Genomic DNA, 26,410 nt, shown 5'->3' on the forward strand with positions numbered 1-26,410 from the left:
GAACACGACGTGCGCCCACCCGTTCCCGACGACACCGCCGAGTTCCGCGCGCTCCTGGAACGGCTCTCCGACAAAGCGACCGCGGACTACTACAACCCGTACACCACCTTCGACTGGCCCAAGGCGATCCCCACCGACGACTTCTGGATGTCCCCGGAACTGCTGACGGTCCACGGCACCGAAACGATGCAGACCCTGACCCCGGAGCAACTGCACGCCCTGAGCCGCTGGGAGAGCGTCCACTTCTACAGCCTGAACGTGCACGGCATCAGGGAGCTGCTCATCGAGGTCATGCGGCGGATCCACACCCCCGGATTCGAGGCACCCTCGGAGTTCTTCCACCACTTCATCGGCGAGGAGAACGACCACATGTGGTTCTTCGCCACGTTCTGCCTCAAGTACGCCGACAAGATCTACCCCGACAAGAAGCTGAAACTGCCTGAAACTCCACGGGACGCGGCGATCGAGAACTTCCTGGTGTTCATCCGCATTCTGGTCTTCGAGCAGATAGTCGACCACTACAACGTCCGACTCGCGGCCGACGAACGGCTGCACACGACCATCCGCCACATCAACCGCCTCCACCACCAGGACGAATCCCGCCACATCGCCTTCGGGCGACGACTGGTGCAGCTCCTCTGGGACCAGCTCCTGGCGGCCGGCATCGACGAACGGACCCGGCGCGAGACCAGTGCCTACGTCGGCCGTTACATCACCACGAGCATGGAGTCGTTCTACAACCCCGCGGTCTACCGCGACGCGGGCATCGCGGACGGATACGCGCTCCGACAGCGACTGCTCGCCCACCCCGCCCGGCAGGCCGCCCATGCCCGGGTGCTGCGCAAGACCACGGACTTCCTCACCCGGATCGGAGTACTCGATGCCGGGTACTGACCCCGCGGCCCGCACCGGCCCGTGGACCGTGCGCGACGGTCTCGCTTCTTTCGGAGAGCCCGCGACCGTACTGCTGCACGTCCTGGACGACGTGTTCACGGACTGGGGGATCCGGGCGGGAGCCACGCGGATGACGTTCCCGCCCCTGCTCAACGCCGACGACCTCCGCACTCTCGACTACTTCCGCAACTTCCCGCACCTGGGCAGCCCCGTCTCCCGCATCCGGCCCGACCGACTCGACTTTTACAGCCGCGGTGCCGCCGATGGTCCCGTGCCCGCGCGGAACCTTGCGGACGCCGAACACCTGTTGCCCTCCGCCGCCTGCTACGGCTGCCTTCTGCACTTCTCCGGAACCACGACGGAAACCCCCCTGCGGGTGAGTACGGTCGCCCAGTGTTTCCGTCACGAAGACCACTACGACGGACTGCGCAGGCTCTGGGGCTTCACCATGCGGGAGATCATCTGTATCGGCTCCGCCGAGCAGGTCCGCGACCACCTCGAACACCACCATGTGCGGCTCGCCGCCTTCGCCGCCGACCTGGGCCTCAACCTCTCCCGGCAGCCGGCGACCGATCCCTTCTTCGAGAAGGAGGGCGCCCGCACCGTCATGCAGCTGCTCGCGCCGGTCAAGGACGAATACGTGCACACCGACGGCACCGCCGTGGCCTCGATGAACAACCACCGCAACTTCTTCGGGGAACGCCGCTCCATCGCCTACGCGGACAAGCCCGCGTTCACCGGCTGTGTGGCGTTCGGGCTGGAACGCTGGGTGCACGTACTGAATGAACGCTTCGATGGTGACCTGCGCGCCGCGGCCGTGGCCGTACGGAAGGCCGGCGAAGCGGAATGAACCGGCTTCAGTTCGCCCTCGGCCTCGACCTCCCGTTGCTTCAGGCTGGTATGGGAGGCATCGCGGGGCCCGAACTGTGCGCCGCGGTCTCCCGGGCCGGGGCGGGAGGCGCCCTGGCGCTCTACAAGGAGCCTCCGGAACGGGTACGTGAACTGGTACGAGCCGTCGCCGCCTCGACCTCCCGCCCCTTCGGCGTGAACGTCATCCCCGAGGTGACCGGCCCCGCCCTCTGCCGGGCCCAGCTCCGCGCTGCCCTGGACCAGTTGCCCGGGCATGCCTTCGTCACCAGCTTCGGACTACCGGACGCCGACGCGGCGCACGACGTCGTACGGTCGGGCCGTGTTCTGGTGATCCAGGTCGGCACGCTCCACGACGCGGACGCGGCCCTCCGGCTGGGAGCTGGGGTCCTTGTCCTCCAAGGCACCGAGGCAGGCGGGCACCTTCTCGGTGAACTGCCCGCGGCGCGCTTGCTGCACGAGGCACGCGCCCGGTACCCCGACGCCGTGCTGGCGGTGTCGGGCGGCGTCGCGACCGGTACTGATCTGGTGCGGGTTCTGGTGCAGGGCGCGGACGGGGCCATGGCCGGAACTCTCTTCATCCCCACGGTGGAGTCCGCCGCCCATCCCTACTACAAACAGCGTGTGGTCGACGCGTCGGCGGACGACACCGTCGTCACCACACGATTCGACATCGGCTGGCCCGCCCGGCCGCACCGCGTACTGCGGAACTCCCTGACGGGGCAGGCGCCCCGGCACCCTGCGACTTTCATCGCGACGACCGGGGCGGGGGGCAGACGGCTGCCCGTCCCCCGCTACAGCGCGGCCGTCCCGGTGGCCGCAACGGTGGGCCGTATCGAGGAGATGGCCATGTACTGCGGCCGATCCTGTTCCAGGGTCGCCGGACAGCACCCGGCCGCCGTCCTTGTCGACCAGTTCCGCCGCACCTACGAGGCGGCCGGCCAGTCCCGCGACACATCCACGGAAGGTGAGCCATGGAAGACGCGCTCAAACCGGTGACCGACTGGCTGCGGGCCAGGAACCCGGAGGCCGGGGTGATCCCGGCCGATCTCGACCTGATCGAGAACCGCATCATCGACTCCCTCGGTTTCATGGAGTTCATCCTGCTGCTGGAAGACCTCGTCGGCCGCGAGCTCCCCTTGGAAGAACTGGACGTGGACCGCTTCCGTTCGCTTCAGGCGATACACGACAACTTCCTGTCCCCGTCGGCTCCGAGCGTGCCGAAACACACTTCGTAGTACGTCAGGTCTCTCAGAAGGAGGTCACATCGTGGAGCACGGACGGGTCGTCTCCATGCATCTGGCTCCTGCCGCCGGTGCCCCCACGTTTGTTGTCACGCTGGCCCGCGCCGTCGCGGGACGCGGCCTGGAGGGCGACCGCAACTACTGGGCAGGGGCCGGGCCGCGTCCCGGGCAACGGGGTACCGGCCGTGCGACCGGCGTCTGCGACATCACCCTGATCGAGCTCGAAGCCCTGGAAGCACTTGCCCAGGACACCGGCATCGAGCTGTCCCCCGCGCAGTGCAGGCGCAACGTCGTATGCCAAGGCATACGCCTCAACCCGCTGGTGGGAACCGAGTTTCAAGTCGGCAGGGCCACGCTCCGTGGGCTTCGGCTGAGCGAACCCTGTGTCCGTCTCGAACAGCTGACCCGGCCCGGCCTCGTGCGCGGTCTCCTCCACCGAGGGGGTCTGCGCGCCGAAATCGTCCACGGCGGCCCGATCCACGTCGGGGACCCGGTGGGCCATGGCAGCGACATCACTGTCCGACACCGATGAGACGACCGCCTCACACCGAGGAGCACCGCCCATGACCGACACCGGCACACCTCCCGGAAACCCCCGATCCTTGGAGGCCCGGGTACACATACCCGCCGCAGGACCCGCCGACCTGCGCAAAGCGGTGCGAGAAGCCCTGGGAGCCGTGCACGCCCCACCCACATCTCCAGGCACGTCGACAACGGCCCAGTGGTACCGCACCACCTCCGGAGACTGGGGACTGGCGGCAAGCGGCCTGCGAGCCGAGGTCGGCGTGTCCTGGGACGGCCCGGAGCTGCGCATCGCCGGCAGCGTCGACACGGCCGGCTCGGCGGCGATCACCCGCCTGTGGGCCGACATCGCCCGAAGGCTGCCGGGTGGCCCACAGGAACCACTCCGGCACACCTCGCCGACACCTCCTGCCGGGGTGGACGACAGCAACGCCCTGATTCCCTGCATTCCGCCCCCTGAGCCCGCGGTGTCGGCTGCGTACCGTCTCCCGTCCGAGCTCTTCAGGCACGCGGTCGTCCGCTCGCCCGCCGCAGCCGCCCACCTCGCCCTGCATGTCATGCTTCGTGCCCCGGACATGCGCCCGAGCGCCGGCCTCGCGGTTCTCATCGACAACGGCTGCGCCGGGGCGGACAGCACCGCGGCCTGGTCACGGCCGTGTCTCGTCGCGGACTCACTCGATCTCGGCCCGTCCGTCACGGTGGCCGAGGTCCTGGCCCGCCGGCACCAGGAGCACCGCCACCCCCACGGCTGCCCCACGCGGCCCCGCCCGGCGTTCGTGTTCGACGGCTCGGGTCCGCCCGCGGTACCGGACGGCTGGCTCCTCCAGTCGTGGACCTACCTGGTCGCAGACGCGGTCCACTGCTCGCTGAGCGGCGCCGAAGGGCGATACCGACTGCGGGCCAAGGCACCACGAAACCTGGTGCGACAGCCCCGCCTGAACCTGCTCGTCGCCCTTTGGGCCGACGCCCTGACCACGTTGGTCACCCATCAGGACCGCCCTCTGGACAGCCTCGACATCCTGGGCTCCGCCGCTCCTTACGCCTCTGCGTAACCTGTGGTCCGTTCCGAACCGCGGGGCAACGCTGTACGCGCCGGCTCGGCGAAACAGAGGCCGCGGGCCTGTCGGCCGGATGCCGCCTCATAAGGTTGAGGGCCCTGCTGCGTCGTCGGTCTGTGCCCGGGGCGGCAGCCCGAAAACGAGTGGCATGTCCTCGTGCGCTCCACATACCTTGTGCGCTCGTGACCGATTCCCACAAGCGTTCATCGAGTGGCTCGCCTGCGGCGATGGCCGATCGTCCGTCGGCGCATTCCGAAACCGCCGAGGGACTGTTCTCCAGAACGTACGCGGCCGCCACCTCCGGTTTCGCCGCGGTGATGTTCCTGACCGGGCTCGCCGCGCTGGCCGTGGTCCCCACACTGCCGACGGCCGCACGGGACCTGGACGGGGTGTCGCTCTTCCCGTTGGTGGCGGGATGCTTCGTGGCGGCGAGTCTGCTGGGCGGGGTACTGGGCGGTCATTGGGCGGACCGTGCCGGGGCGCAACGTCCGCTGGCGGCGGGCATGGTGCTGGCCGTGGTCACCCTGCTCGTCTCGGCCGCCAGCACCTCGATCTGGCAACTGGCGGCCGGGCGCTTCCTGGACGGATTGGCGGGCGGGATGGTCGCCGTGTCGATCAATGCCGCCATCGGCCAGGCCTACCCCGACCGGCTTCGGTCGCGTGCCCTGGCGTTGATGAGTGCCTGCTGGATCATTCCGTCGCTGGTCGGCCCCCCGCTGGCCGGCCTGGTTTCCGAATGGTGGTCCTGGCGCGCGGTGTTCTACGGCCTGGCCGCCCTGACCGTGCTGCCGGCGCTGGCCGTGGTGGCCGTGCTGCCGGCGCTGGCCGTGGTGGCCGTGCTGCGCGGCCGCTCCCGGCCGGCCGCGCCCGCGGAGTCGGGAGACAGACCGCCGCGCCCTGCGCTGATGGTCGCTACAGCAGTGAGCGTGGGCGCGGCGCTGGGGCAGTACGGCGCCTCTGGCTGGGACCTGCGCCACCTGCTCTTCGCGGTGGGAGGGCTCGCCCTGCTGGTGGTGTTCACGCCGCGGCTGCTGCCGCCGGGCACTTGGTGTGCCGTGCGCGGCCTGCCGGCCACGGTGCTGCTGCGCGGACTGAGTTCAGGAGTGTTCTTCACGCTGGAGGCGCTCGTGCCGCTGATGCTGGTCACCGGCCGGGACGTGGCCCCCGTGGTGACGGGCCTGGCCTTCACGGGGGCTGCCGTGGCCTGGGCCGCCTCCTCCTGGATACAGAGCCGCCTGCTGGAGCGCGTCCCCCGGCACCGCCTGGTCGTGGCCGGTGAGCTGGTGCTGGCGACGGCGGTCGTGGTTGCCGCCGTGGGGACGCTTCCCGCGATGTCCGCGTCCCTCGCCGCATCGGCGATGGTCGTCGCAGCCGTCGGCATGGGTCTGCTCGCTCCTTCGCTCACCGTGCTGTCGCTCTCCCACGCCCCGTCCGGCCGGCAGGGTTATGCAAGCAGCGCGATGCAGACCAGTCAGAACCTGGGCCAGATAACGGTTCTGGGCGTCTCCTCCGCCTTGTTCAACGCCTGTGCTGGCGCCGGCTCGACCGAATTCTTCGGCTACCGCGCCGCCTTCGGGCTGCTGCTCGCGCCTTGCGTCCTGGCGACCCTGCTCGCCACTCGCGCCCGCAGCGCGTGAGTGAACCGCCTCTCCTCCGGACAGCTCCAACTCGGCCCCGGCGCCGCCCATATGGTGCCGCTCGCGATCGGCCCCTGACCGCCCCGCGGGCGGACAAGGACCGATCGCGTCTCACGGACTACCGTCGTTCGTGCACCCGTACCACCCACAGCGCGGGCGAGCGCAGAATGCCCTTCTCGCAGAATCGGGACGTCACCCACCGCTCACCCGAGCACAGCTCGGTCTGGTCGCTGCAGTACGGCGAATTCGGGTTGGAGGACTGGGAGCACGTGAGAAGGGTGCGTGCCACCGGGCACCTGGACCCGGCCCAGCCGACCGCCTGGATGTAACTGGACCCGGCCGACACGTCCGCACACGACCCTGCTGCACGCACAGTTGGGAGGACCGTTGCCTCTCCGTAACCGTCTCAGACTTCTTGCGATATCCGGTCTCGCGCTGTTCACCGTGTCGGCATCGCTGCCGCCCGCCGCGGCCGACGGCTCGCGCACACAGCGTCCGTCGGGCGGTGGGCTGTCCGCCGTGATCCGGTACACCGAGTACGGCATCCCGCACATCGTGGCGAAGAACTACGCCGACCGGTATCCCACCCCTTGACCACCGGGTTCCGGCCGCACAGGATCACGCCATGACAGGTGTACGGAGCAGCACAGTCGACGGCGTCGTGGCCCGCAGCGCCCGGCGAACCCCCGCGAGCACCGCCCTGCGGTACGCGGAGAGGTCCTGGAGCTACGCGGAACTCGACACGGCGGTCAGTACCGCGGCGGCGGTCCTCACCGGCGAGCACGGGCTGCACCCCGGCGACCGGGTTGCCTCTTACGCGCACAACTCCGACGCGTATCTGATCGGCTACCTCGCCTGTGCCCGAGCGGGCCTGGTCCATGTGCCGGTCAATCAGAACCTCACCGGTGACGACCTCATGTACATCCTCGACCAGTCCGGCAGCGCGCTCGTCCTCACCGACGCGGACCTCACCGACCGGATTCCGGCCGCGTTCTCCGTACGCGCGCTGCGCGACGCGCCGGACTCCCTCCTCGATGCCATCGCCACCCCGCGTCCCTTCACCCCGGAGCGCGAACCGGCCGCGGGAGACCTCGTCCAGCTGCTCTACACCTCGGGCACCACCGCACTCCCCAAGGGCGCGATGATGACCCACGGCGCGCTCGTCCACGAGTACGTCAGCGCGATCAGCGCGCTCGATCTGCGCGCCACCGACCGGCCGGTCCACTCACTGCCGCTCTACCACTCCGCGCAGATGCATGTGTTCCTGCTGCCCTACCTCGCGGTCGGTGCAGAGAACATCATCCTTGACGCACCCGATGTGAACCGGATCTTCGACCTCGTCGAGACGGGGCAGGCCGACAGCGTCTTCGCCCCGCCGACCGTCTGGATCGGCCTCTCCCAGCACCCCGGCTTCACCACCCGCGAACTCGGCGGGCTGCGTAAGGCGTACTACGGCGCGTCGATCATGCCCGTACCCGTACTGGAACGGCTCCGCGACCGGCTGCCCGCGCTCGCCTTCTACAACTGCTTCGGACAGAGCGAGATCGGCCCGCTCGCCACCGTCCTCGGACCGGACGAGCACGAGGGCCGGATGGACTCCTGCGGCAGGCCCGTCCTCTTCGTCGAGGCCCGGGTGGTGGACAAGGACGGCAAGGAGGTCCCCGACGGCACGGCCGGTGAAGTGGTCTACCGCTCGCCCCAGTTGTGCGAGGGCTACTGGGACAAGCCCGAGGAGACCGCGGAAGCCTTCCGCAACGGCTGGTTCCACTCCGGTGACCTCGCCGTGCGTGATGCGGAGGGCTTCTTCACGGTCGTCGACCGGGTGAAGGACGTCATCAATTCCGGTGGTGTCCTCGTCGCCTCCCGTCAGGTCGAGGACGCCCTCTACACCCATCCCGCCGTTGCCGAGGTCGCGGTTGTCGGGCTGCCCGACGACCGCTGGATCGAGGCCGTCACCGCCGTGGTCGTCCTGCGCGACGGAGCGACAGAGTCCGAACTTATCGACCACGCCCGTGAGCGGCTCGCTCATTTCAAGGCCCCGAAGAAGGTCCTCTTCGTGGAGGAGCTGCCGCGCAATGCGAGCGGCAAGATCCTCAAGCGGGAGCTGCGCGACCGGTTCGCGCAGGGCCGCTGAGCCTGCCTGATTTCCTCCGGTCGCATGATGGCCCGTCGTGGCGAAGACTGGGTGTGTTCGGGCGAACGACGACAGCAGGGGGCGCGCGGTCGTGCGGTGCCCGCGGCAGCCCGCGCCGGATCGGGTGATCACTGTGACGACTTCCTCCTTCGGGTCAGGTGACCCGTTTTCTGACCTCTTCAACCGCTTCTTCGGCATGAGCCCGGCGGCCTCTCCGCCGGCCGTGCAACGCGTGCCCATCGGCCGCCTCCTCAGCGACTCCTCGCACGAGCTGCTGGCGGCTGCCGGCGGCCGGGCCGCCGAGGACGGATCCGACCTGGACACCGAACATCTGCTGTGGGCCGCCACCCAGGTGGCGCCGGCCCGCCGCATGCTCGAACAGGCCGACGTCGATCCGGACAAGCTGGCCGCAGACCTGCAGGAGGTGCTGCCCTCGGGCAGCGGGAACGGGGAGCCCGCCCTGACCCCTGCCGCGAAACGGGCCCTGCTGGCCGCTCACGCTCGGTCCCAGGCAAGCGGCGCTTCGTACATCGGCCCCGAGCACATCCTCAGCGCGCTGCTGGAGGACCCGAGTTTCGGTGCCGCGCAGATGCTGCGTTCCGAGGGGACTTCCCCGCAGACGTTGCGCGAGGGCTTCGGCGGCCGGCGGCCGGCGGCCGACGGTCACAGCAGCACCCCGACCCTTGACGACTACGGGCGTGACCTGACCGAGGAGGCCCGCAGCGGGCGGCTCGATCCTGTGGTCGGCCGGGCCGACGAGATCGAGCAGACCGTGGAGATCCTCTCCCGCCGGTCCAAGAACAATCCCGTGCTCATCGGCGATCCCGGCGTCGGGAAGACCGCCATCGTGGAAGGGCTGGCACAGCGGATCGTCTCCGGTGACGTGCCCAAGACCCTGCAGGACAGGCGGGTCGTCTCACTCGACATGGCCGGACTCGTCGCAGGATCCAAGTACCGCGGCGAATTCGAGGAGCGGCTCAAGAAGGTGATCGACGAGGTCACCGCTGCGGAGAAGAACATCATCCTGTTCATCGACGAGCTGCACACCGTGGTCGGCGCCGGGAGCGGAGGCGAAGGCGCCATGGACGCCGGGAACATTCTCAAGCCCGCGCTGGCCCGCGGAGATCTCAGTCTCGTCGGCGCGACCACCATCGACGAGTACCGCAAGAACATAGAGAAGGACGCCGCCCTCGAACGCCGCTTCCAGCCCGTGATGGTGCGCGAGCCGACCGTGGACGAGACAGTCGAGATCCTGCGTGGGCTGCGCGACTCGTACGAGGCGCATCACCAGGTGCGCATCACCGACGAGGCCATCGACGCCGCAGCCGTGCTGTCCGACCGCTACGTCACCGACCGTTTCCTGCCCGACAAGGCCATCGACCTCATCGACCAGGCGGGGGCACGGGTGGCGCTGCGCGGTGTGGGCGGCAACACCGAGGCCGCCGACCTCAAGGACCGGCTCACCATGCTGAACCGGGAGAAGGACCAAGCGGTCAGTAACGAGGACTTCGAGCGCGCGGCCGAGCTCAAATCGCTCATTCAGGAGACGGAGCGCCGACTCGCCGATCTCGGCGGGGAACGGGCCGAGGTCGGCGACGTCACCGCCGAGGACATTGCCGAAGTGCTGTCCAGGCGCACCGGTATCCCCGTCTCACAGCTCACCGAGACCGAGCGTGAGCGGCTGCTGAAGCTCGAAGAGGCGCTCCACAAGCGCGTGATCGGCCAGGACGAGGCGGTCACCGCCGTGGCCCAGGCCGTGCGTCGTGGCCGGGCGGGCATGGGCGACCCCGGCCGTCCCACCGGCAGCTTCCTCTTCCTCGGCCCCACCGGCGTCGGCAAGACCGAACTCGCAAAGGCAATCGCGGAGTTGCTGTTCGGCGAGGAGGACCGGATGGTCCGCTTCGACATGAGTGAGTTCCAGGAGAAGCACACCGTCTCCCGGCTCGTCGGATCCCCGCCCGGATACGTGGGCTACGAGGAGGCCGGACAGCTCACCGAGGCGGTACGCCGCAAGCCCTACAGCGTCCTGCTCTTCGACGAGGTGGAGAAGGCTCACCCGGACGTCTTCAATCTGCTGCTCCAGGTCATGGACGACGGGCGGCTCACGGATGCTCAGGGCCGCACGGTCGACTTCCGCAACACCGTGATCATCATGACCAGCAACATCGCGTCGAAGCACATCCTGGACCACTCGGGCTCGGTGGACGAGATCAGGGACGACCTCATGGCGGAGCTGCGGGCCCATTTCCGGCCCGAATTCCTCAACAGGATCGATGAAATCGTCGTCTTCCACGCCCTGACCCGGAAGGACCTGATCCGGATCGTTGACCTGCTGCTGGAGCGCAGCCGCCGCAGACTGCACGCGCAGAAGATCGATCTGGAAGTCACCGAGACGGCCAAGGAGTTGCTGGCCAACCTCGGCTACCAGCCCGAGTTCGGAGCCCGGCCGCTGCGCCGCACGATTCAGTCCGAGCTGGACAACCGGCTGTCGAACATGCTGCTCGACGGGACGCTCAACCCCGGCGACACAGTCGTCTGCGATGCCCGGGACGGTCAGCTCGCCTGCACCATCGCCGGTTCGGAGGCTGAGAAGCCCGCAACCGCAGGCTCCTGACGCCGGTTCCGGTTCCCCCGCCGGGCCCGGGCCCGCCTTCCCGGGCCACGGGGTGCAATCACGACAGGAGCGAACGGCCGCACGAGCCCGGAAAGGTCCGAAGGAGAAGGCCTAACGCCCCCCGCGCTCGTCCACGATCCGCCTGAACTTGCCGACTGACCTCTCCAGCGTCCCGGGATCGACGATCTCGACCCCGACCGACACCCCGATCCCGTTCTTGACGGCCGCCGTGATCGACTCCGCGGCTGCCATCCGCTGCTCCGGTGTGGCCTCGGCCCGTGCCTCCGCCCGCACGGTCAGTACGTCGAGGCGGCCCTCGCGGGTCAGCCGCAGCTGGAAGTGCGGCGCCACCCCCGGTGTGCGCAGCACAATCTCCTCGATCTGGGTCGGGAAGAGATTCACCCCGCGCAGGATCACCAGATCGTCGCTGCGCCCGGTCACCTTCTCCATCCGCCGGAACACACGCGCCGTGCCCGGCAGCAACCGGGTCAGGTCCCTCGTCCGATAGCGGATCACCGGCATGGCCTCCTTGGTGAGCGAGGTGAAGACCAGCTCGCCCTCCTCACCCGGAGGCAGCACCTCGCCGGTGAACGGATCGACGACCTCCGGATAGAAGTGGTCCTCCCAGATGTGCAGCCCGTCCTTGGTCTCCACGCACTCCTGCGCGACACCGGGCCCCATCACCTCCGAAAGACCGTAGATGTCTACCGCGTCGATCGCGAACCGCTCCTCGATCTCGCGCCGCATCTCCTCCGTCCACGGCTCGGCACCGAAGATCCCGACCTTCAGGGAGGTCGTCCGCGGATCGACGCCCTGCCGCTCGAACTCGTCGAGGAGCGTCAGCATGTACGACGGCGTCACCATGATGATCTCGGGCCGGAAGTCCTGGATCAGCTGGACCTGGCGGGCCGTCATGCCGCCGGACGCGGGGATGACCGTACAGCCGAGCCGTTCCGCCCCGTAGTGCGCCCCCAGGCCGCCGGTGAACAGCCCGTATCCGTACGCCACATGGACCTTCTGCCCAGGACGGCCGCCGGCGGCCCGGATGGAGCGGGCGACCACGTCCGCCCAGGTGTCCAGGTCCCGCTGGGTGTAACCGACGACGGTGGGACGGCCCGTCGTCCCGCTGGAGGCATGGATCCTCCGTACGCGGTCCTCGGGGACGGCGAACATGCCGAAGGGGTAGTTGTCCCGCAGGTCCGCCTTGGTCGTGAAGGGGAAGCGGGCGAGATCGGCGAGCGTACGGCAGTCGTCCGGGTGCAGCCCGGCCTTGTCGAACGCGGCCCGGTAGTGGCCGACGTTCTCGTACGCGTGGTGCAGCGTGGCCCGCAACCGCTCCAGCTGGAGAGCCTCCAGCTCGTTGCGGCCCAGTCGTTCCGCCGCGTCCAGCAGAGCCGTCATCCGGATCTCCCTCTTCCGTGCAGGCGACCGATCATTCGGTCGATCTTCCGGTAGCAGTAATTCAGGATGTTCCGCCACATGGCAAGAGGGGCGACACAGCTCATCCGCGTCGCGGATTCGCTCACACCGAACATGGCTGCGCCGCTCGTGCGGCCCTGTTTGGATGGCGGGCATGCCGATCTTCCACGCATACGACGGGACCGAACTCGCCTACCGCCTTCTGGGGAAGGGCACACCGCTGATCTGCTTGCCCGGCGGGCCGATGCGGGCCGGTGCGTACCTGGGGGACCTCGGCGGACTCTCCGCCCGCCGCCGGCTCGTGGTGCCGGATCCGCGCGGGACCGGGGACTCCGCGGTGCCGGACGACCCGTCGACGTACCGCTGCGACCGGCTGGTCGACGACGTCGAGGCGCTGCGCGAACATCTCGGCGAGGAACGCATCGACCTGCTCGCCCACTCCGCCTCCGCCAACCTGGCCGCGCTGTACGCCGCCAGGCACCCCGAGCGGCTGCGTACGCTCACGCTCGTCACCCCCGGCACCCGGGCGGTCGGCATCGATGTCACCGACCAGGACTGGCGCGAGGCGAGCGAACTCCGGCGCGACGAACCGTGGTACGCGGACGCACGGGCCGCCCTGGACGACTTCCTCGCGGGCCGCGCCTCCGGCCAGGTCCGTGCCGTTGTCGCGCCGTTCGCCTACGGACGCTGGGACGAGGCCGCCCGGACCCATGCCGAGGCGGCGCCGGCACAGACCAACTCCGCGGCCGCGCCCTTCTATTACCAGGACGGCGTCTTCGACCCGGCCACCACGAACGCCGCGCTGACGGCGGTCACCGCACCGGTTCTCGTCCTCGCGGGGGAGTACGACGCGGGGCCGACTCCGGACCGCGCCGCCGAACTGGTCGCACTCTTCCCGAACGCCGAGTTCGTCGTGCAGCGGGGCGCCGCGCACTTCCCCTGGCTGGACGACCCGGGCGCCTTCGTCCGCACGGTGGAGGCCTTCCTCGACCCGGAGGTGCTCAGCGTGCACGCCGGTGGCACCCGGCTCGCCCACCGGGTGTGGGGGGATCCGTCGGCACCGCCCGTCGTGCTCGCCCACGGCCGCTGCGACGACAGCAGGACCTGGACCACGATCGCCGAACGCCTCGCGGCCGAACACCGGGTGTACGCCTTCGACTTCCGCGGCCACGGACTCAGCGACTGGCCCGGCCGCTACTCCCTCGAGCTGTTCCGGGACGATCTGCACGCCTTCCTGGAGGCCCGCAACCTGGCGGGAGCCACCGTGATCGGGCACTCCATGGGCGCCGCTGCCGCCTATCTGCTCGCCGAGCGGGAACCCGGGCTGATCGGTCGGCTCGTCCTGGAGGAGGTGCCGCCGCCGTTCCCGCTCGATCCGCCGCGCGGTGTCGCCGAACGGCCCGACGGAGAACTGGACTTCGACTGGCCGGTGGTGCCGTCGACCGATGCCCAGCTGAACGAACCGGATCCCGCCGGACGGGAACGCCTCGGTGAGATCGCCGCCCCGACGCTCGTCATAGGCGGCGGCCCCACCAGCCAGATCGCCCAGGAGAGACTGGTCTGGATGGCGGGGCGGATACCCGACGGACGGTTCGTCACCATCGACGCCGGACACCTCGTCCACACCGAGCGACCGGATGAATTCCTCGCGGAACTAAGGGCGTTCGGCCTCTCCTGAGTCCGTCACGGGCCGTCGACGGAGGAGAGGTCAGGAACGGTGCAGCAGGGAGGTCAGGACCTCGTGGATGGTGCTCTCGGCATCCTCCGCGGCGCCCGTCGACCGCCAGGCCACGAAGCCGTCGGGACGCACCAGCACGGCGCCTTCGGGCGTCGTGCCGTGGATCTCGGCCCAGTCGGCCCCGTTCTCCGGCTCCAGTTCGGCGCCCGGGCCGATGCCGTACGCCTGGAGCCGTACCGAAAGACGGTCGGCGACCCGCGCCGCCGCCCGCCGCCATGCCACGTCCGCACCGTCGGTGAGCAGCACGAGGGTGCGCTCGTACAGATCCAGAGTGGACTTGCGATCACCGGCCTGACGGACCCACAGATGCGGTGCACGGCTGCCGGGTTGACCGTTCAACTGCATTCCCTGCGGCACCACGGCCTGCTGCGGATCGGCACCCAGCACGGCGCCGCGGACATAGCGGTAGCCCAGTGCCACGGTGAGCATGCCGCCCTGCTTCCCACCGCCCACGCCCGGCGCCGCCGCGTATCCCGGGTGGCTGTGCTCGCTGGAGCGCGCCGAGGCCCGCGCGCTCGTCGCCTGCGCCACCGGCAGTCGCTCCGCCTCGTATGTGTCCAGCAGACCCGGGCCCGCCTCGCCCCTGAGTACCGCGGCGAGCTTCCAGGCCAGGTTGTGCGCGTCCTGGATGCCGGTGTTGGAGCCGAACGCCCCGGTCGGGGACATCTCATGGGCCGAGTCCCCGGCGAGGAAGACCCTGCCGGACGCGTACCGCTCCGCGACCCGCTCCGCGGCGTGCCACGGGGCCTTGCCGGTGATCTCGATGTCGATGTCCGCAGCGCCGACCGCCGCACGGATGTGCTCGGCACACCGTTCGTCGGTGAAGTCCTCAAGAGTTTCGCCCAGTTGGGGCTGCCACGGCGCGTGGAACACCCACTCCTTCTCGTTGTCCACCGGCAACAGGGCGCCGTCCGCAGCGGGGTTGGTCAGATAGCAGACGATGAAGCGCCGGTCACCCACTACATCGGCGAGCTGCCGGGAGCGGAACGTGATGCTCACGTTGTGGAAGAGATCACCGGGCCCGGTCCGGTCGATGCGCAGCTGCTCACGGATGGGGCTGCGCGGCCCGTCGGCCGCGATGAGGTAGTCCGCACGCACACTGATGTGCTCTCCGGTCTCCCGGTTCTTGAGTGCCGCGTCCACTCCCGACCCGTCCTGGTCGAAGCTCTGCATCTCGGTGGAGAACCGCAGGTCCCCGCCCTGTTCACGGGCCAGCTTCACCAGCACGGGTTCCAGATCGTTCTGGCTGCACAGGCACCAGCCGGCCGGGCTGAAACGGGCGAGTCCGCCACCCGGGTCGATCTCCTTGAACAGCCACTCCTGGTCGTCCCCGGTGAGCGAGCCGGCTTGCAGAATGCCGTGGTTGTCGGCGAGGACCGAGGCCGCCTCCCGGATGCCCGGCTCGGCACCGGCCGTGCGGAAGACTTCCATCGTGCGCACGTTGTTGCCGCGTCCGCGAGGATGTGTCGAGGTGGATCGGTGCTTCTCGACCAGCAGATGCTCGATGCCGAGCCGGCCGAGGAAAAGTGAGGTGGACAGGCCCACCAGGGAGCCGCCCACGATGAGGACCGGTACGCGAATGTCGACGTTCTCATTCATCAGTTGCTCCAGCTCGGACGCCGTTCGGTTGCATTGTTCAATGCCCTTGTCGGAGCGGTTCGGACGGCCGCTCACCTGAACGGTTCATAAATCTCGCGCCACCCGGACCAGCGTTTCACGATCGGTCACGGAGACGATGCCCGCAGTCACGGGGGCGGACCGATCACATCCGCCGGGAGAGTCCCCGCTCCGAATCCACTCGCCAACCGACGGTTGACGGCATGCCATCCGGCCTGACCACGAAACCGTCTCGAAGGAGATCGAAAGATGACCGCCACCCTCTCGGAACGGATCTCCCAGTCCGCCTTCGACGGTTCCAGGCTTCGCGTCGTTCTGCTGCTGGACCTCTACGACGGGGCCCAGAAGCAGTTCCTGGAGGCGTATGAGCACCTGCGCAATCAGGTGGCATCCGTCCCCGGGCACATCAGCGACCAGCTGTGCCAGTCCATCGAGAACCCCTCCCAGTGGCTGATCACCAGCGAGTGGGAGAGCGCACCGCCGTTCCTCGCCTGGGTGAACAGTGAGGAGCACGTCGCGACGGTCCAGCCACTGCACAGCTGCGTACGCGACACCCGATCGCTGCGCTTCAGCGTCCTGCGGGAGACCGGCAAGGCGTTCGAGCTGGCGCCCGAGGTGGCCAAGGGCCGCCTGCAGGCGTCACCCCGGCTGGGCGACGGGGTGGTGCGTCACGCGCTCACCTTCACCGTCAAGCCGGGCACAGAGGACATCGTGGCGAAGATCCTGGCCGATTACGAATCCCCGAAGGCTCGTGTCGACGATGCAACCCGACTGCGCCGCACTTCGCTCTTCATGCACGGAAACCGTGTCGTACGGGCGGTCGAGGTCGAGGGCGACCTCCTCGCGGCCCTGCGGCACGTCGCCCGGGCGCCCGAGGTCAGGGCCGTCGAAGAAGCCATCAACCCGTACCTGGAGCAGGACCGGGACCTCAGCGACCCGGACTCCGCCCGGATGTTCTTCACCCGAGCGGCGCTCCCGACCGTCCACCACGTGACCGCGGGCCGGCACAAGACCGAGGACATCCGCCGGCACGCACTCTTCTACCAGGCCAAGGAGGGCTGCGGCATGGCACTCGCCCGGCTGCTCGCCGGCCATGACGAGGAGGCGGCCGACGACCCGGCGAGCATCATCGACAGCAGCACCATCTTCCAACGCGACGACGTCGTCGTCCGCCTACTCGAAGCGGTCGGACCGATCGACGCGCAGCCGGCCCAGGTCGTCGGCATCGACGGCCCCGGCAAGGTGGCAAGGCTCGGACGCCTCCTCGACGGCGGCGCGAATGCCGTGCCCACGACCGAGCAGGGGATCCCGCACTTCCTGACGGAGTCCGAGATGACCCTGATCACAGATCGGCAGGCCATGGAGTCCTGAACCGCGCATCCGCACCCTGGGGGGTTCTCGCTCAACCCGTCATCACAACGCGCAATGCGCCAGGAGGAAAGCAGTCATGACCATGCACCGGCCACGCATCGTGGACCTCAGCGAGACGCAGCCCAACCGCAGGCGCGGAGGCGACCTTCGCGCCATGCTCACACCGACGGCGGTGGGAGCCACCAGCGGATTCATGGGGCTGGCCATCGTTCAGCCCGGCGACCGCATCGGCGAGCACTACCACCCGTACTCCGAGGAGTTCGTGTACGTCGTGAACGGTCTCCTGGAGGTGGATCTGGACGGTGAACCGCACCGGATGCGGCCCGACCAGGGCCTGCTGATCCCTCCCCATGTACGCCACCGATTCCGAAACGTGGGCGACGTCGAGGCACGCATGGTCTTCCACCTCGGCCCCCTCGCCCCGCGCCCGGAACTCGGCCACGTCGACACCGAGCACACGGAGTCCGCCGGGGGCGTCGCCCCGCCGGAACGAACGGAGGCCGCCTCATGACGCGCCGCGTGGGGGTCACCGGTGTCGGCGTCGTGGCCCCCGGCGGCATCGGCGCACCGGCCTTCTGGGACCTCCTCGCGAACGGACGCACCGCCACCCGGGGCATCACGCTCTTCGACCCGGCCGGCTTCCGCTCCCGCATCGCCGCCGAGTGCGACTTCGACCCGGCAGCGCACGGACTGGACGCGGACCAGGTCGCCAGGTCGGACCGGTACGTCCAGTTCGCGATGGTTGCCGCCAGGGAGGCCCTCGGTGACGCGGGGCTCGACCCGGAGACGGTGGACCCCTGGCGGATGGGTGTGTCGCTGGGCACCGCGGTCGGCGGCACCACCCGACTGGAGCACGACTATGTCGCCGTCAGCGGCAGCGGCGCCCGCTGGGATGTCGATCACCGGCCGGCCGGTCCGCATCTGGAGCGGGCCTTCTCACCCAGCTCCCTCGCCTCGGCGGTGGCCGAACAGGTCGGCGCGCACGGCCCGGTGCAGACCGTCTCCACTGGCTGCACCTCCGGTCTCGACGCGATCGGGTACGCCTTCCATTCCATCGAGGAGGGCCGCGTCGACGTCTGCATCGCCGGGGCGTCCGACTCACCGATCACCCCGATCACGGTGGCGTGCTTCGACGCGATCAAGGCCACCTCGGCGAACAACGACGACCCCGAACACGCCTCCCGGCCGTTCGATTCCCGTCGCGACGGCTTCGTCATGGGCGAGGGCGGAGCGGTGCTCGTGCTGGAGGAGCTGGAGCACGCCCGGGCCCGCGGCGCGACCGTGTACTGCGAGATCGCGGGCTACGCCACCTTCGGCAATGCCTACCACATGACCGGGCTTACCCCCGAAGGGCTGGAGATGGCCGAGGCGATCAACCGGGCCCTCGACCACGCCCGCATGGACGGCTCGCAGATCGACTACGTCAACGCACACGGCTCGGGCACCAAGCAGAACGACCGGCACGAGACGGCCGCCGTGAAGCGGGCACTGGGCGCGCACGCCTACGACGTACCGATGAGCTCGATCAAGTCCATGGTCGGCCACTCGCTGGGAGCGATCGGGGCCATAGAGATTGCCGCCTGCGTACTCGCCCTGGTTCACCAGACGGTGCCGCCGACGGCGAACTACGAGAGCCCGGACCCGGAGTGTGACCTCGACTACGTGCCGCGCACCGCACGTCCCCTGAAGCTGCGTAGCGTCCTCTCGGTCGGCAGCGGGTTCGGCGGCTTCCAATCCGCGGTGGCCCTGACGAGAACAGGTGGGAGGACACCATGAAAACCCGTAAAGCGCGGCGCGCCGTCGTCACCGGTATCGGTGTCGTCGCCCCCAACGGCACCAACACCGAGGCCTTCTGGAAGAGGACGCACGAAGGGATCAGCGTTCTCGACCGGGTCACCCGCGAGGGATGCGAGCAGCTTCCGCTGCGGGTCGCGGGCGAGGTGCGGGGCTTCGAGGCGGCGGAGCTGATCGAAGAGCGCTTCATCGTCCAGACCGACCGGTTCACGCACTTCGCGATGGCCGCCGCGGACATCGCGCTGGACGATGCCCGGCTGGGCCGCGCCGACTACGAGGATTCGCCCTTCGACGTCGGCGTGGTGACCGCTGCCGGGTCCGGTGGCGGCGAGTTCGGCCAGCGGGAACTCCAACGGCTGTGGGGACAGGGATCCACCTACGTGGGTCCGTACCAGTCCATCGCCTGGTTCTACGCCGCCAGCACCGGCCAGATCTCGATCCGTGGCGGCTTCAAGGGGCCGTGCGCGGTCGTGGCCAGCGACGAAGCGGGCGGGCTGGACGCGCTGGCGCATGCCGCCCGTTCGATCCGCCGCGGTACCGAAGCGGTGGTGGTCGGCGCGGCCGAGGCACCGCTGGCTCCCTACTCGGTCGTCTGCCAGCTCGGGTACGAGGACCTGAGCACCAGTGACGACCCCGCCCGCGCCTACCGGCCGTTCACCTCGGACGCCTGCGGCTTCGTGCCGGCCGAAGGCGGCGCCATGCTGGTGGTCGAGGAGGAGCAGTCGGCCCGTCGGCGCGGGGCCCGTGTCCGGGCCGAAGTCGCCGGGCACGCAGCCACGTTCACCGGAGCGGCCCGGTGGGAGGAGTCCCGGGAGGGCCTCGCCCAGGCGATCATCGGCGCCCTGCGAGAGGCCGACTGCTCGCCGGACGAGATCGACGTCGTCTTCGCGGACGCCCTCGGCGTACCGGCGGCCGACCGCGCCGAGGCGCTCGCGATCACGGACGCGCTCGGCGCGCACGGCCGACAGGTACCGGTGACGGCGCCCAAGACCGGCATCGGGCGCGCCTACTGCGGTGCGCCGGTGTTGGATGCGGCCGCCGCCGTGCTCTCCATGGAGAACGCGCTGATACCGCCCACCCCGAACGTCTTCGACGTGTGCCACGACCTCGATGTGGTCACCGGCCAGGCGCGCCCCGCGGAACTGCGGACGGCGCTCGTGCTCAGCCGCGGGCTCATGGGCTCGAACGCGGCGATGGTGCTCCGGCGCCCCACCGACATCCAAGTGTGAGTAAGGAGAAGTCCTCATGACCGATCGACTGACCTACACGGAACTCGCCGTCCTGATGAAGAAGGGCGCCGGGCTCACCGTCGACCCGCGGGACATGGAGAAGCGCCCCGGGTCCGCCTTCGACGAGTTCGGCCTCGACTCGCTCGGCCTTCTCGGCATCGTGGGCGTGCTGGAGAACCGGCACGGCAGGGCGCTGCCGGCCGATGCCGACCGCTGCAAGACCCCCGAGGAATTCCTCGACCTCGTCAACACCACCCTCATGACTGGAGCCTGAAGTGTCCGGACACACCGAGAACGAGATCACCATCGCCGCCCCCCTGGACCTCGTGTGGGACGTGACGAATGATCTGGAGAACTGGCCGCGGCTGTTCAGTGAGTACGCCGCGGTCGAAGTCATCGAACGGGACGGCGACAGCACGACGTTCCGCCTGACCATGCACCCCGACGAGAACGACAAGGTCTGGAGCTGGGTCTCCGAGCGGACCGTCGACCGCGCCGCACGCACGGTCCGCGCCCGCCGTGTCGAGCCGGGCCCGTTCCAGCACATGAACATCCGGTGGGAGTACTCGGAGGTCCCCGGCGGTACGAAGATGCGCTGGTCCCAGGAATTCGCGATGCGGCCCGACGCACCCGTCGACGACGCGTGGATGACCGACAACATCAACCGCAACTCCAAGGTCCAGATGGAGCTCATCCGGGACAAGATCGAGCAGCGCGCCCGGGAGCGCCGTACCGCCTCGGTCTCTGCCGGCTGACCAGCCGTCCGCCCACGACCCGGCCGCCCGGCCGCACGGCCGGGCAGCCGGGCCGGGAACCAGAAAGGCATCCCACGATGCACCATGCTCTGATCGTCGCCCGGATGGCGCCGGGTTCGGCGCCGGACATCGCCGAGCTGTTCGCCGCCTCCGACAGCAGCGAACTGCCGCATCTCGTCGGCATCACCAGGCGCAAGCTCTTCCAGTTCGGCGACGTCTATCTGCACCTGATCGAATCGGACCGTCCGCCGGGTCCCGAGATCGCCAAGGTGACGGAGCACCCGGCGTTCAAGGACATCAGCGACAAGCTCACCGCATATGTGAGCGCGTACGACCCGAAGACCTGGCGCAGTCCCAAGGACGCCATGGCCCACGAGTTCTACCGGTGGGAGCGCGGCACCACCGCTTGAGACGGGAAATCGCCCCGGGTCCGGCCGACTTGCCGGACCCGGGGCGATTTCCGTTGTCCCGGGGAGGTTCGCCGGGGAGGGAGATCAGTCGGGGATCACGCATTCGAACGCGTGGAGGTAGGGGTTGACCGGGACGACCCTGTCGATCAGCAGCCCGGCATCCGAGATCCGGGTCACCAGGCTCTCCCTGGTGTGCTTCGCACCGCCGACGTTGAGGAGCAGCAGCAGGTCCATCGCGGTGGTGAACCGCATCGACGGGGTGTCGTCGACGAGGTTCTCGATGACGACGACCCTGGCTCCGGGGCGGGCTGCCGCGACGACATTGCGCAACGTCCTGCGCGTGCTGTCGTCGTCCCACTCCAGGATGTTCTTGATGATGTAGAGATCGGCTTTGACGGGGATGGCCTCGCGGCAGTCCCCGGCCACGATACGGGTCCGGTCGACGAGCGGTCCCTCGTCCCGCAACCGGGCGTCGGCACGTGCCACCACACCCGGCAGATCCATCAGGGTACCGCGCAGCGACGGGTACTTCTCCAGCAGGCTGGCCAGCACGTGCCCCTGGCCGCCGCCGATGTCGGCGACGGCGGACACCCCGGTGAGGTCGAGGAGTTCGGCGACATCCAGCGCGGACTGCATGCTGGAGGTGGTCATGGCCCGGTTGAAGATCTGGGCCGACTCGTGGGCGTCCTGGTGGAGGTAGTCGAAGAACCCCTTGCCGTGCACGTCCGCGAAGACGCTCTTGCCGGTGCGCACCGCCTCGTCGAGGCGCGGCCAGACGTCCCAGGTCCAGGGCTCGGTGCACCACAGGGAGATGTTGCGCAGGCTGTTCGGGTCGTCCTCGCGCAGCAGGCGGGACATCTCGGTGTGGGTGAAGTACCCGTCCGGGGTCTCGGCGAAGATCCCGTAGCAGGACAGCGCGCGCAGCAGCCGGCGCAGGGGCACCGGCTCGGTCTTCACCAGCGTCGCGAGCTCCTGCGCGGTCGCGGGCGTCTCGCCCAGCGCGTCGGCGACACCCAGCCGGGCCGCGGCGCGTACGGCGGCCGCGCGGGCTGCCCCGAAGACGATCTCGCGCAGCTGCATGGCCGGCTGAGGGGGCGTGACGGGGTGCGGGAGGGCGGCGTGTACGGGGGTGGGTGCGGGGGTGGGACTCACAGTGGTCATGCTGTTTCGCTTCTCCTAGTGCGAGGGTGCACCGGTCAGCACATCCCGGCCGGTGTGGACTTCTTGCAGACGTTGGCGACGAAGGTGTTGTTCTTGCCGGTGTCGCCATTGACCAGGTCGGCCGGCTTGTTGCCGAGCGCGACATTGGCGCTGATGGTGTGGCCGGTGTTCTTCGTTCCCACGAAGCTCTTGAACAGCACGACGCCGCCGGAGAGCGGCGTGGCGCCCACGTTGTTGCTGATCGTGTTCGAGCGGACCTGGGTGTCCGCGGCGCCGGTGAGCACGATGCCGGAACCCTGGATGGCGGGCAGGCGTTCGGTCTTGGCGCAGAACTTGTTGTTGTCGGTGATCTGGTTGGACTGGATCGTCATGGCTCCGGCCTGCGGCTTGCCCTCGTCGCCCACGATGAAGGCACCGCTGCAGTTGCCGGTGAAGGTGTTGTCATGGACCGACATGTTTCTCACGCGCCTGGCGGTGAAACCGATCCGGTTGTCCGCCAGAGTGTTGTCCTGGATCTCGGTGCCGCGGGTGTCGGTGGCACCGCCCTCCTCGTCCACAGTGTTCGCGACGAAGAGACCCGCGTCGCCGTTGGCGCGGGCGGTGTTGCCCGTGAACCGGCCGCGGGTGGAGCGCTCCTGGGCGATGCCCCAGATGCCGTTGTGCTCGGAGGTCACGCGCCGGACGGTCAGCTGGTCCGTCCAGGAGGCCCAGACGCCGTTCTTCTTGAATCCGGAGACGGTGAGCGAATCGATGCTCACGCCGTCGACGGTCCGACCCTTCTTGCCCAGGACGCAGATGCCGCTGCCGGCCTTCGCGCAGGCGTCGGTGGACTGCGTCTTTCCCGTGGGGGGCTTGATGACGGTTCGGCCGCCGAGGCCGCGCAGGGTCAGGCCCTTCTTGTCGATCAGGACAGTCTCGTGGTACGTGCCGGGCATGACGACGACCGTGTCGCCCGGCTTGGCGGCGTTCACGGCCTTCTGGATCGACCCGCCGGGGTGCACCACACGCGGGCTCGCGACGGTGCTGGACGGAACCGCCGTCCCGAATACCGCGGCCGAGACGACGAGTCCCGCGGCCGAGACGACCGAGACAGAGACAAGGCTCATGATGTGTCGTTTCCTCATGAGCCGACGCTATGGGCGATTTCCCCCCATTGCCACATAGGGTGAGCGGTCGGGTACACAGCGTCCCCGAATGGCTCAGTCCGGGGCCGCCGCCCGGTGTACGGAGCCGACGCGCGACGGCGCACTCGGGTGATCCGGGCCGGAGCCCGTGCGGGTGTTCCTCGGGTGCACCGGGCCGGGCGCCATCCGGGTGACTTTCGGCCCTCGGTTCCCGGTCTCAGCCCTCGGGTCCGCGCCGGGGGGCGACGACCGAGCGGGCCCACCGGTAGTCGGCTTTGCCGCTCGGTGAGCGCTGGATCCGCGGGGTGATCACCAGCCGGCGGGGGATCTTGTAGCCGGCCAGACGGGTCCTGCAGTGCGCCTGGACGTCGTCGAGCGAGGGCTCGGTCGCACCTTCGCGCAACTGCACCACCGCCGCGACGTGATTTCCCCACCGTTCGTCGGGCACCCCGGCGACGAGTGCGTCGTACACATCCGGATGGGCCTTCAGCGCCTGCTCGACCTCCTCGGGATACACCTTCTCGCCCCCGGTGTTGATGCACTGTGAACCCCGGCCGAGGACCGTGACGATGCCGTCCCCGTCGACGGTCGCCATGTCACCGAGCAGGACCCAGCGCTCGTCGCCCCTTCGGAAGAACGTCTCCGCGGTCTTCTGCGGGTCGTTGTAGTACCCGAGCGGCACATGGCCGCGCTGGGCGATCCGCCCCGGCTCGCCCGGAGCAACCGGCTCGTACGTCGCCGGATCGACCACCGCCGTACGGGAGTTGACCTGGAGACGGAACCCCTTCTCCGGCCCCGAGTCGGCCGTCGCCGTACCGTTGAACCCGGACTCCGACGAGCCGAAGTTGTTCAGCAGCATCACCGTCGGCACCAGTGCCTGGAACTCCGCACGCACCGAGTCCGACATGATCGCGCCCGAGCTGGAGACGGAGAACATCGACGAACAGTCGGTTCCCTTCAACGGGCCCTTCAGTGCGTCGATCAACGGCCGCAGCATCGCGTCGCCCACCAGGGACACGCTGGTGACCTTCTCCTTCTCGATCGTACGGAGCACTTCCTCGGGCACGAACTTGCGGTGGACGACGACCCGTTGCCCGAAGTTGAAGCCGATGAACGCGGTGAGCGTCGAAGTGCCGTGCATCAGCGGGGGAGTGGGGAAGAAGGTGATCCCGTCACCACCGGCGGCCACCCGCTCGGCCAGCTCCTGCGGGGTCTTCACCGGATCACCGGTCGGCGCACCGCCGCCGAGGCCGGAGAAGAAGAGGTCCTCCTGGCGCCACATCACACCCTTGGGCATTCCGGTCGTGCCACCGGTGTAGATGATGAACTGGTCGTCGGCCGACCGCGGCGCGAAGCCGCGTTCCGGGCTCCCGGCCGCCTCGGCGTCCGTGAACGCCACGGCGTCCGGCCCGCGGACGCCCGCCGCCGGTGCCCCCACCCGGATCAGGTGGCGGAGGGTCGGGGCCTTCGGTGCCGCGGCCGAGACCCGTTCGTCGAACTCGGCATCGAAGACCAGTGCCGCCAGATCCGCATCGCGGTAGAGGTAGGCCAACTCCTCCTCCACATAGCGGTAGTTGACATTGACGGGGACGATACGGGCCTTGAGGCAGGCCAGCACCGTCTGGAGGTACTCGACTCCGTTGTAGAGGTGCAGCCCCAGATGCTTGCCGGGGGTGATGCCCGCCTCGATCAGATGGTGGGCGATGCGGTTGGCGGCCGCGTCCAGCTCCGCGTACGTCAGGCGGCGCTCCGCACCCGTACCGGGGTGATCGAGGTAGACGAGCGCCTCGCGTTCCGGGACCGCGTCGACGACCGACTCGAACAGGTCGGCAAGGTTGTACTCCACCGTTCCTCCTGACCCCGGATGCTGACTGGCTCGGCGGTCATTAGAGCGCTGGGAGGCACAAGTGGGAAGAGGGGCCGCCGAAGAAATCTGACTGGCTGTCAGAAAACTATTGAACTGCGCCCCCACCTACTGCAACCTGTTCTAGGTCTTGAGACGGGAGGCAGACAATGGGTGGTACGGAACACCTCACCGTGCAGCGCGAGGGCGCCACGCTGGTGCTCACCTTGAACAGACCGGAGGCGAAGAACGCACTCTCGCTGCCGATGCTGGTCGGGCTGTACGACGGCTGGCTGGCGGCGGACGAGGACGACACCGTTCGCTCGGTGGTCCTCACCGGCGCGGGCGGATGCTTCTGCGTCGGCATGGACCTCAAAGCACTGGCGGGCAAGGGGATGGATGGCGAGCAGTACCGCGACCGGATGACCGCCGACCCCGATCTGCACTGGAAGGCGATGCTGCGCCATCATCGCCCCCGCAAACCGGTCATCGCCGCCGTCGAGGGTCACTGCGTGGCCGGCGGAACCGAGATCCTGCAGGGCACCGATATCCGTATCGCAGGTGCGAGCGCCACCTTCGGGCTCTTCGAGGTCAAGCGCGGACTGTTCCCCATCGGCGGCTCGACAGTACGGCTGCCTCGCCAGATCGCCCGGACCCACGCCCTCGAAATGCTCCTCACCGGACGCCCGTACAGCGCCGACGAAGCGGCCCGCATCGGACTGATCGGCAGAGTCGTCCCCGACGGCACCGCACTTGAACAGGCCCTCGACGTCGCCGAGCGGATCAATGCCTGCGGCCCGCTCGCCGTCGAGGCCGTCAAGGCCTCCGTGTACGAGACCGCCGAAATGACCGAGACCGATGGGCTCGCCGCCGAACTGAAGCGCGGCTGGCCGGTCTTCGCGACCGCCGACGCCAAGGAAGGCGCCCGCGCCTTCGCCGAGAAGCGCCCGCCCGTCTACCGGCGCGCCTGAGCCAAGGA

The 26,410-nt window shown here is 69.2% G+C and carries 23 protein-coding genes and 2 pseudogenes; 19 read left to right on the forward strand and 6 right to left on the reverse strand.

What is annotated here, in order from left to right; all coding sequences use genetic code 11:
- Positions 1–9: 9 nt before the first annotated feature.
- The 7 genes from OG609_RS39505 to OG609_RS39535 all read left to right on the forward strand — a co-directional run bounded on the left by OG609_RS39505 (position 10) and on the right by OG609_RS39535 (position 6,222).
- Complete coding sequence (locus tag OG609_RS39505) at positions 10–894, forward strand: diiron oxygenase (RefSeq protein ID WP_327277213.1); 885 nt, start codon at positions 10–12, stop codon at positions 892–894.
- Positions 881–1,744 (forward strand): aminoacyl--tRNA ligase-related protein, encoded by an 864-nt coding sequence (locus OG609_RS39510; RefSeq protein ID WP_327277214.1) that lies wholly within the window; start codon positions 881–883, stop codon positions 1,742–1,744. The genes OG609_RS39505 and OG609_RS39510 overlap by 14 nt, the downstream gene beginning before the upstream one ends.
- Positions 1,741–2,760: an NAD(P)H-dependent flavin oxidoreductase gene (locus OG609_RS39515; RefSeq protein ID WP_327277215.1), complete on the forward strand. Its 1,020-nt coding sequence runs from the start codon at positions 1,741–1,743 to the stop codon at positions 2,758–2,760. Before OG609_RS39510 ends, OG609_RS39515 begins: the two co-directional genes overlap by 4 nt.
- On the forward strand, positions 2,736–2,999 hold the full coding sequence (locus OG609_RS39520) for an acyl carrier protein (protein ID WP_327277216.1): 264 nt from the start codon (positions 2,736–2,738) through the stop codon (positions 2,997–2,999). Before OG609_RS39515 ends, OG609_RS39520 begins: the two co-directional genes overlap by 25 nt.
- Positions 3,000–3,030: 31 nt before the next feature.
- Positions 3,031–3,537, forward strand: a complete 507-nt coding sequence (locus tag OG609_RS39525) for an MOSC domain-containing protein (RefSeq protein ID WP_327277217.1) — start codon at positions 3,031–3,033, stop codon at positions 3,535–3,537.
- A 31-nt stretch (positions 3,538–3,568) separates the two neighbouring features.
- Entirely contained in the window at positions 3,569–4,579 is a 1,011-nt protein-coding gene (locus tag OG609_RS39530; RefSeq protein ID WP_327277218.1) for a hypothetical protein, read from the forward strand.
- Positions 4,580–4,812: 233 nt separating this feature from the next.
- Positions 4,813–6,222 (forward strand): MFS transporter, encoded by a 1,410-nt coding sequence (locus OG609_RS39535; protein ID WP_327277219.1) that lies wholly within the window; start codon positions 4,813–4,815, stop codon positions 6,220–6,222.
- Between the two features lie 118 nt (positions 6,223–6,340).
- Here the strand turns inward: OG609_RS39535 and OG609_RS39540 are convergent.
- Positions 6,341–6,568 (reverse strand): annotated as a pseudogene (locus OG609_RS39540) (penicillin acylase family protein); the annotation flags it as partial.
- Positions 6,569–6,609: 41 nt separating this feature from the next.
- On the opposite strand from OG609_RS39540, the pseudogene OG609_RS39545 reads away from it, so the two are divergent.
- From OG609_RS39545 to OG609_RS39555, 3 genes and pseudogenes are all read left to right on the forward strand, one after another.
- Positions 6,610–6,798, forward strand: a pseudogene (locus tag OG609_RS39545) (hypothetical protein); the annotation flags it as partial.
- Positions 6,799–6,847: 49 nt separating this feature from the next.
- Positions 6,848–8,356, forward strand: a complete 1,509-nt coding sequence (locus OG609_RS39550) for an acyl-CoA synthetase (RefSeq protein WP_327277220.1) — start codon at positions 6,848–6,850, stop codon at positions 8,354–8,356.
- A 133-nt stretch (positions 8,357–8,489) separates the two neighbouring features.
- Positions 8,490–10,970 carry an ATP-dependent Clp protease ATP-binding subunit gene (locus OG609_RS39555; protein WP_327277221.1) on the forward strand — a complete coding sequence of 827 codons (2,481 nt, stop codon included), beginning with the start codon at positions 8,490–8,492 and terminating at the stop codon, positions 10,968–10,970.
- Between the two features lie 111 nt (positions 10,971–11,081).
- On the opposite strand, the gene paaK is transcribed toward OG609_RS39555, so the two are convergent.
- On the reverse strand, positions 11,082–12,371 hold the full coding sequence (gene paaK / locus OG609_RS39560) for a phenylacetate--CoA ligase PaaK (protein ID WP_327277222.1): 1,290 nt from the start codon (positions 12,369–12,371) through the stop codon (positions 11,082–11,084).
- A gap of 172 nt (positions 12,372–12,543) precedes the next feature.
- Between paaK and OG609_RS39565 the strand changes: the two genes are divergently transcribed.
- Positions 12,544–14,067 carry an alpha/beta fold hydrolase gene (locus tag OG609_RS39565; RefSeq protein ID WP_327277223.1) on the forward strand — a complete coding sequence of 508 codons (1,524 nt, stop codon included), beginning with the start codon at positions 12,544–12,546 and terminating at the stop codon, positions 14,065–14,067.
- 30 nt (positions 14,068–14,097) lie between these two features.
- Here OG609_RS39565 and OG609_RS39570 read toward each other — a convergent pair whose 3' ends face one another.
- Complete coding sequence (locus OG609_RS39570) at positions 14,098–15,726, reverse strand: FAD-dependent oxidoreductase (protein WP_327277224.1); 1,629 nt, start codon at positions 15,724–15,726, stop codon at positions 14,098–14,100.
- Between the two features lie 267 nt (positions 15,727–15,993).
- Here OG609_RS39570 and OG609_RS39575 point away from each other — a divergent pair, with 267 nt between their 5' ends.
- The 7 genes from OG609_RS39575 (at position 15,994) to OG609_RS39605 (ending at position 21,303) form a co-directional block, all read left to right on the forward strand.
- Positions 15,994–17,115, forward strand: a complete 1,122-nt coding sequence (locus tag OG609_RS39575) for a SchA/CurD-like domain-containing protein (RefSeq protein WP_327277225.1) — start codon at positions 15,994–15,996, stop codon at positions 17,113–17,115.
- Between the two features lie 76 nt (positions 17,116–17,191).
- Complete coding sequence (locus OG609_RS39580) at positions 17,192–17,626, forward strand: cupin domain-containing protein (protein ID WP_327277226.1); 435 nt, start codon at positions 17,192–17,194, stop codon at positions 17,624–17,626.
- Positions 17,623–18,891, forward strand: coding sequence for a beta-ketoacyl-[acyl-carrier-protein] synthase family protein (locus OG609_RS39585; RefSeq protein WP_327277227.1), 1,269 nt, complete (start codon positions 17,623–17,625; stop codon positions 18,889–18,891). Before OG609_RS39580 ends, OG609_RS39585 begins: the two co-directional genes overlap by 4 nt.
- On the forward strand, positions 18,888–20,138 hold the full coding sequence (locus OG609_RS39590) for a ketosynthase chain-length factor (RefSeq protein ID WP_327277228.1): 1,251 nt from the start codon (positions 18,888–18,890) through the stop codon (positions 20,136–20,138). The genes OG609_RS39585 and OG609_RS39590 overlap by 4 nt, the downstream gene beginning before the upstream one ends.
- A gap of 16 nt (positions 20,139–20,154) precedes the next feature.
- Entirely contained in the window at positions 20,155–20,412 is a 258-nt protein-coding gene (locus tag OG609_RS39595) for an acyl carrier protein (RefSeq protein WP_327277229.1), read from the forward strand.
- Position 20,413: 1 nt separating this feature from the next.
- Positions 20,414–20,893, forward strand: a complete 480-nt coding sequence (locus OG609_RS39600) for an SRPBCC family protein (protein WP_114242774.1) — start codon at positions 20,414–20,416, stop codon at positions 20,891–20,893.
- A 77-nt stretch (positions 20,894–20,970) separates the two neighbouring features.
- Entirely contained in the window at positions 20,971–21,303 is a 333-nt protein-coding gene (locus tag OG609_RS39605; protein ID WP_327277230.1) for a TcmI family type II polyketide cyclase, read from the forward strand.
- A gap of 84 nt (positions 21,304–21,387) precedes the next feature.
- On the opposite strand, the gene OG609_RS39610 is transcribed toward OG609_RS39605, so the two are convergent.
- From OG609_RS39610 to OG609_RS39620, 3 genes are all read right to left on the reverse strand, one after another.
- Complete coding sequence (locus tag OG609_RS39610) at positions 21,388–22,464, reverse strand: methyltransferase (RefSeq protein ID WP_327277231.1); 1,077 nt, start codon at positions 22,462–22,464, stop codon at positions 21,388–21,390.
- Between the two features lie 35 nt (positions 22,465–22,499).
- Positions 22,500–23,588, reverse strand: coding sequence for a right-handed parallel beta-helix repeat-containing protein (locus OG609_RS39615; protein ID WP_442818040.1), 1,089 nt, complete (start codon positions 23,586–23,588; stop codon positions 22,500–22,502).
- A 217-nt stretch (positions 23,589–23,805) separates the two neighbouring features.
- A complete protein-coding gene (locus OG609_RS39620) occupies positions 23,806–25,434 on the reverse strand; it encodes an acyl-CoA synthetase (RefSeq protein WP_327277233.1) in 1,629 nt (542 codons plus the stop codon).
- 167 nt (positions 25,435–25,601) lie between these two features.
- Here OG609_RS39620 and OG609_RS39625 point away from each other — a divergent pair, with 167 nt between their 5' ends.
- Complete coding sequence (locus OG609_RS39625; protein WP_327277234.1) at positions 25,602–26,402, forward strand: crotonase/enoyl-CoA hydratase family protein; 801 nt, start codon at positions 25,602–25,604, stop codon at positions 26,400–26,402.
- Positions 26,403–26,410 lie beyond the last annotated feature (8 nt).

The sequence above is a fragment of the Streptomyces sp. NBC_01224 genome, from assembly GCF_036002945.1.
Taxonomy (GTDB): Bacteria; Actinomycetota; Actinomycetes; order Streptomycetales; family Streptomycetaceae; genus Streptomyces.